The sequence below is a fragment of the Catenibacterium sp. GCM10023432 genome (assembly GCF_042651925.1).
GTDB lineage: Bacteria > Bacillota_I > Bacilli_A > Erysipelotrichales > Coprobacillaceae > Catenibacterium > Catenibacterium mitsuoka.
In genome coordinates this window covers 1-5,002 of record NZ_JBHSEB010000103.1, presented here as the reverse complement: position 1 = coordinate 5,002, position 5,002 = coordinate 1, and the positions used below count along the sequence as shown (strand labels likewise).

Here is a 5,002-nt window from a genome sequence, read left to right as displayed (position 1 = left end):
GGGGTGAGCATCACCCCATACTACGTGATAATTAAAATTTGGGAAACCCCTAGTTATTTTAAATTACCTACAATTGCAGCCAGTGTGGGCTTTATTGATGCTCTGGCCTTTTCTAAAAAGTTTAGTAAGACTTATCATTGTTCACCCACACAATATCGTAAACAAACAGATGAAAAGAAGAATTGAGTTATTTCAATTCTTCTTTTTTATTATTTCATTTGAATAAGTTCATATTCTCTTGTACCTAAACCAATCTTTTCTGCATGTTCTAATGTTTCTTTCCATCTGACATTAGGATTTGAATCTAGGAAGTTATCATGATGATGATGCCAATGTGGATCAGCTAAGTTATCAGATAACTGACTATTAGGCATAGGTGTTGCATGTAAGCATGCATCTACACATGCCTGATCTAAGGCAACGGGATCAAATGACGCAAAGATACCAACATCTGGTAAGATAGGTGCATCGTTTTCACCATGACAGTCACAGTTAGGTGAGATATCTCTTACAAGACTAATATGGAATGTTGGTCTTCCATCACATACTGCCTGCGAATACTCAGCCATTTTTCTACCAAGTATTTCATTGGCATTCCAGTTCTGATTTTCAATGGCATCAAATGCACAAGCCCCAATACATCTGCCACATCCTTTACAGATATCCTGATTGATGACTGCTTTTCCATTTTCATAAGTGATTGCGTCACTGCCACATTCTTTAGCACAGCGATGACATCCTCTACATAGGTCATCATGTACAATTGGTTTGCCTGAATTATGCTGATGCATCTTACCTGCACGGCTTCCACAGCCCATACCAATATTCTTAATCGCACCACCAAAACCTGTAGATTCATGTCCCTTAAAATGAGTTAAGCTAATAAAGATATCCGCATCCATGACTGCACGACCAATATAGGCTTCTTTACAATATTCACCATTTCTTACAGGTACTGTAATATCATCAGTTCCTCTTAAACCATCTCCAATAATGATCTGACAGCCTGCAGTGATTGTATTAAAACCATTGATATTCGCACAATCTAAATGTTCTAGTGCGTTCTTTCTAGAGCCTGGATATAAAGTATTACAATCTGTTAAGAATGGTTTCCCTCCACATTCCTTAACGACATCTGCGACTGCTTTCGCATAGTTAGGACGTAAGTATGATAGGTTACCTAATTCACCAAAATGCATCTTGATGGCAACAAACTTACCATCCATGTCTATATCAGTTATACCTGCTTTCTTGATTAAACGCTGTAACTTTTCAGTTAAACTCACACCAACACGTGTACGAAAGTCTGTAAAATATACTTTTGATTTTTCCATAAACATATCCTCCATAATACTATTCTAACCCAAAAGTAAGGTTCATAGTCAACTAAAAAAGAGTAGACTTGCTATTCTTCTGTTAAACAATCAGAATCAATAATCTGGAAATTCGCACGATGAATATAAAGTGCCTTACCATCAATCATGAGTTTCGTCATTTTAGGAAGATTATCAGGAATTTCCCAATAAACATCATCACCCTGATATGCCTTAATAGGCTGACCTAATTGAGATTTAACGACTACAACTCTTCTCTTACCAAATAAGTTCTTATACTTATTTAAGTAATTCGCGATAGCGGTATTGGCCGTAATACCATCTGCTCTACTATTAATATGCTTCTTCGTAAAGTCTACTTCTGCATCCAAACCCTTTTGTTCAAAGATACAAGTATCACCACAGCTTTCTATTTCATTCCCATCAATTGTGATTGTAATGACTGAAGAAAGACTATATGTTTCTTTTACACTACCATCAGAATTATATGACGATTCTTTTACTTTATTACCAGTGATTTTGATTTTCTGTCCGTTTGTTTCAAAAACCTTATTTCCATAATTATCATAAGTATCAATTGTATAGCCATTCCCAATTAAACTGCCTTTAATATCATTCATCTTAGACTTGAAATAAGAACATCCACATAAAGATAAACATACAAATGTAATTGCGAAAACCTTCATGATTCTTTTCATCTTATTCACCTACATTCTTTATAATATTTACATCTTTCATTTCAATATAACGAATATGAATTGTTTCACCTGTTTTTAAGAAAGCAAGTGTGTTTTCATTTTCTGATGTAATGACTGCTTTGTATTTATTACCTTCTGTATCCACGATAAATAGCTTCGATTTACCATCTACATTAAGAATCTGTACATTTGCGATTGTGATATCCTTCTTCTTAGTTTCTGCATCAGACTCTTCTGTAATTGTTTGAGAAGAAAGGAAACTTTTCTTCAATAATTCAAGATTCTTGACTGAATCTGCAGAATAAACAGAGACCTTCTGATAATCTTTCGCATCGACCATCGCATACTGTTTAATCAATCCTCCACTGTCTTTAAGTGAAATCAAATAAACTGGATGACCACCTACATTGACTAATAATGGGAATGTGGCATCATAGCCATAGTTCTTCACTTCACCTTCTGCAGATTTCATAGCAGCTTTTTCATTTGCGCCAGAACATGAGAAACGTAAAGTCTGATGTGTACGTAAGTTAGATAATACAAAGCCTAAGTTAGATGAATCTTTATTTGCAGAAGTAATACCACTATAAATCCAGATATCACCATCTTTTTCTAAATAATTATAACCTTCAGATGTGACAGTGACATTCTTCTGTCCTAAGACTGAGTTAAAGAACCCATCCTGTAAGCTTCCGTTTTCATCGATTTCAGTCATAATGAGTTCTTCTGGATATACACGATCCACCCATTTTGGTACTTTGCCTTTATCATATTTCTTAGATTTACCAGTAATTGGATCAAAGAGGACAGCACCTGTGACCTTCTTCTTATTACCAACACCAAAGTAAGTATATGTTGTACATACATACCAAGGATGCCCTTTTTCATCTACTTCAAATGAAGGAGAACCAAAGATGGATGTAGGATAAGATAATTGTAGTTTACGATTTAAATTTTGATTAAGAATGGCAGAAGGTACATATTTCATACCATCTAAACCTAAATCTTTTAACTTAACGATATCTGTCTTACCATTTGTAGAATTTACTGTAATATAGGCAGGAATACCATTCTTACTGTTAGTCAAATATTTAAAGAAACTTGCATATTCAAGTGGTGTGACACGATAAACACTATTCTTATAAGAAATCTGTGTATAATCATCACTTACTTCAAACTGAGATACATATTCTGGAATCTCACCCATCACCTTATCACCAAGCTTCACAGTGCTTTTACGGTCAATAATAGGTGTCTTAGAGAAGTCTACTTCATGTAATGTCTTATTATTAAACTTTACATTTTCTACTTCTATACGACTTGCATAACGTGATGCATGGAAAATCTTACTTGTGAATAAATCAGTCACTAAAATACCTGCCACAATCACTGCCACTGCAGCACCTAAATAGCCTACCTTTTCAGGCTTGAATTTCTTACCAAGTAACGTACTATAAGAAGATGCCGCACCATAGATACATATTGCAACAATTAAGAAAATCCAGAATTCTATCGCATGAATATTCAATGCTGGTGTATAGAAATAATAAATCAATAATACAAGAATAATAGAAATCAGCATTGGTTTAAATTCTATTTTTTTCATTTGGAATCATTCCTCCTTGGTATATATTATATACCTTTTTCTCCTAGAGTAGTGATAAGACATATTGTCTTTCTATCAAGCGAAAGGACTGGTGTGTCTTTAAAATACACACGATCACTAAAGACAAGTTCTCCATTGTTGATGAATACTTCTACACTACTTGAATCAATTAAAATCTTCATAGACTGATAGTCTTTAATAGTCCCTACACGTTCTGTCTGGTTCAATACAACGATTTTATGGTTATTCACTGTAAGTGTATAAAGATCACCTAACATAAGAGTCATTCCTTCATATAAGTCTAAATCTATTTCTACCTGCTTAGATGGAAGTAAATAGTCTGTGACTTCTACTTTTTTAGATTCACATCTTAATAATGCAAGTTCTTCTACTGGCATCATATAAAGATGATTATCATGAATAGTAAGTTCTCTAGGGAAGGTCATAGCCCCTGACCACCCTTCTTCTTTTTCAGGGAATTCACTATGCCACATATCCATCCAGGCCATTAATATACGTCTTCCATCAGGCGCCAACATTGTAGTCGCTGCATAGAAGTCATGACCATGATCTAATTCAATAAATGTATCTTTGATCTTATAGCCTGTTTGATGGTAGTTTCTGTATTTTTCACCATCTTCTTTAATACCTTGTGGTGACATCAATAATACATTCACTCCATTGAGTCTAAATAAATCAGGGCATTCCCACATCTTCCCTTCATGATCAATAGTTGATGCATGTCCATATTCACCTAAATAGTCCCAATTGATTAAATCATCTGACTGATAAATCAATACATGCCCTCTTCCATCCTCTTTCTGACCACCAATAATCATCTTAAAATGATCATCTTCTCGCCATACCTTAGGATCACGGAAATGAATTGTATTATCTAGAGGTGGATGGGCAATAACTGGATTGTTTTCATATTTATGAAAATGAATCCCATCTTCACTCCAGGCAATATTCACATTCTGATGAAATGTGATATGTTCAGGATCATCATAAATATTACCTGTATAGATTAAATATAAACAATTGTTGTACTCTATTGCACTTCCTGAGAAACAGCCATCAAGATCTTCTTTATCTCCAGGTGTTAATGCGATAGGTAAGTTTTCCCAATGAACTAAATCCTTACTTCTAATATGAGCCCAATGCATTGGTCCCCATATAGGTTCGTCTGGGTAGTATTGATAAAATAAGTGATAGTATCCTTGGAAATAAGAAAAGCCATTTGGATCATTAATCCATCCATGTTCTGGGCATACATGATAGTTTAAACGGTATGTCATATTAACCTTCCATTCCTTTCCGCCTGCGGCTCCAAGGCACACATAGTAATGAATAATTCTTGTTTG

5 protein-coding genes are annotated in these 5,002 nt (G+C 34.7%); 1 reads left to right on the top strand and 4 read right to left on the bottom strand.

Annotated elements, in window-relative coordinates; translation table 11 throughout:
* On the top strand, nucleotides 1-186 hold a 186-nt coding region (locus ACFOZZ_RS12635), incomplete at its 5' end, for an AraC family transcriptional regulator (protein WP_376815371.1).
* Nucleotides 187-209: 23 nt separating this feature from the next.
* Here the strand turns inward: ACFOZZ_RS12635 and ACFOZZ_RS12630 are convergent.
* From ACFOZZ_RS12630 to ACFOZZ_RS12615, 4 genes are all read right to left on the bottom strand, one after another.
* Entirely contained in the window at nucleotides 210-1,334 is a 1,125-nt protein-coding gene (locus ACFOZZ_RS12630; protein WP_376815370.1) for a DUF362 domain-containing protein, read from the bottom strand.
* A gap of 71 nt (nucleotides 1,335-1,405) precedes the next feature.
* Nucleotides 1,406-2,032, bottom strand: a complete 627-nt coding sequence (locus ACFOZZ_RS12625) for a DUF5052 family protein (protein WP_055232509.1) — start codon at nucleotides 2,030-2,032, stop codon at nucleotides 1,406-1,408.
* A gap of 1 nt (nucleotide 2,033) precedes the next feature.
* A complete protein-coding gene (locus ACFOZZ_RS12620) occupies nucleotides 2,034-3,638 on the bottom strand; it encodes a hypothetical protein (RefSeq protein WP_055232511.1) in 1,605 nt (534 codons plus the stop codon).
* Between the two features lie 26 nt (nucleotides 3,639-3,664).
* A partial coding sequence (locus ACFOZZ_RS12615) for a glycoside hydrolase family 32 protein (RefSeq protein WP_376815369.1) occupies nucleotides 3,665-5,002 on the bottom strand: 1,338 nt, incomplete at its 5' end.

What these genes read in the sequence shown, in the direction of transcription:
- ACFOZZ_RS12630 (WP_376815370.1), bottom strand. Translation starts at nt 1,334, where the DNA reads ATGGAAAAATCAAAAGTATATTTTACAGACTTTCGTACACGTGTTGGT.
- ACFOZZ_RS12625 (WP_055232509.1), bottom strand. Translation starts at nt 2,032, where the DNA reads ATGAAAAGAATCATGAAGGTTTTCGCAATTACATTTGTATGTTTATCT.
- ACFOZZ_RS12620 (WP_055232511.1), bottom strand. Translation starts at nt 3,638, where the DNA reads ATGAAAAAAATAGAATTTAAACCAATGCTGATTTCTATTATTCTTGTA.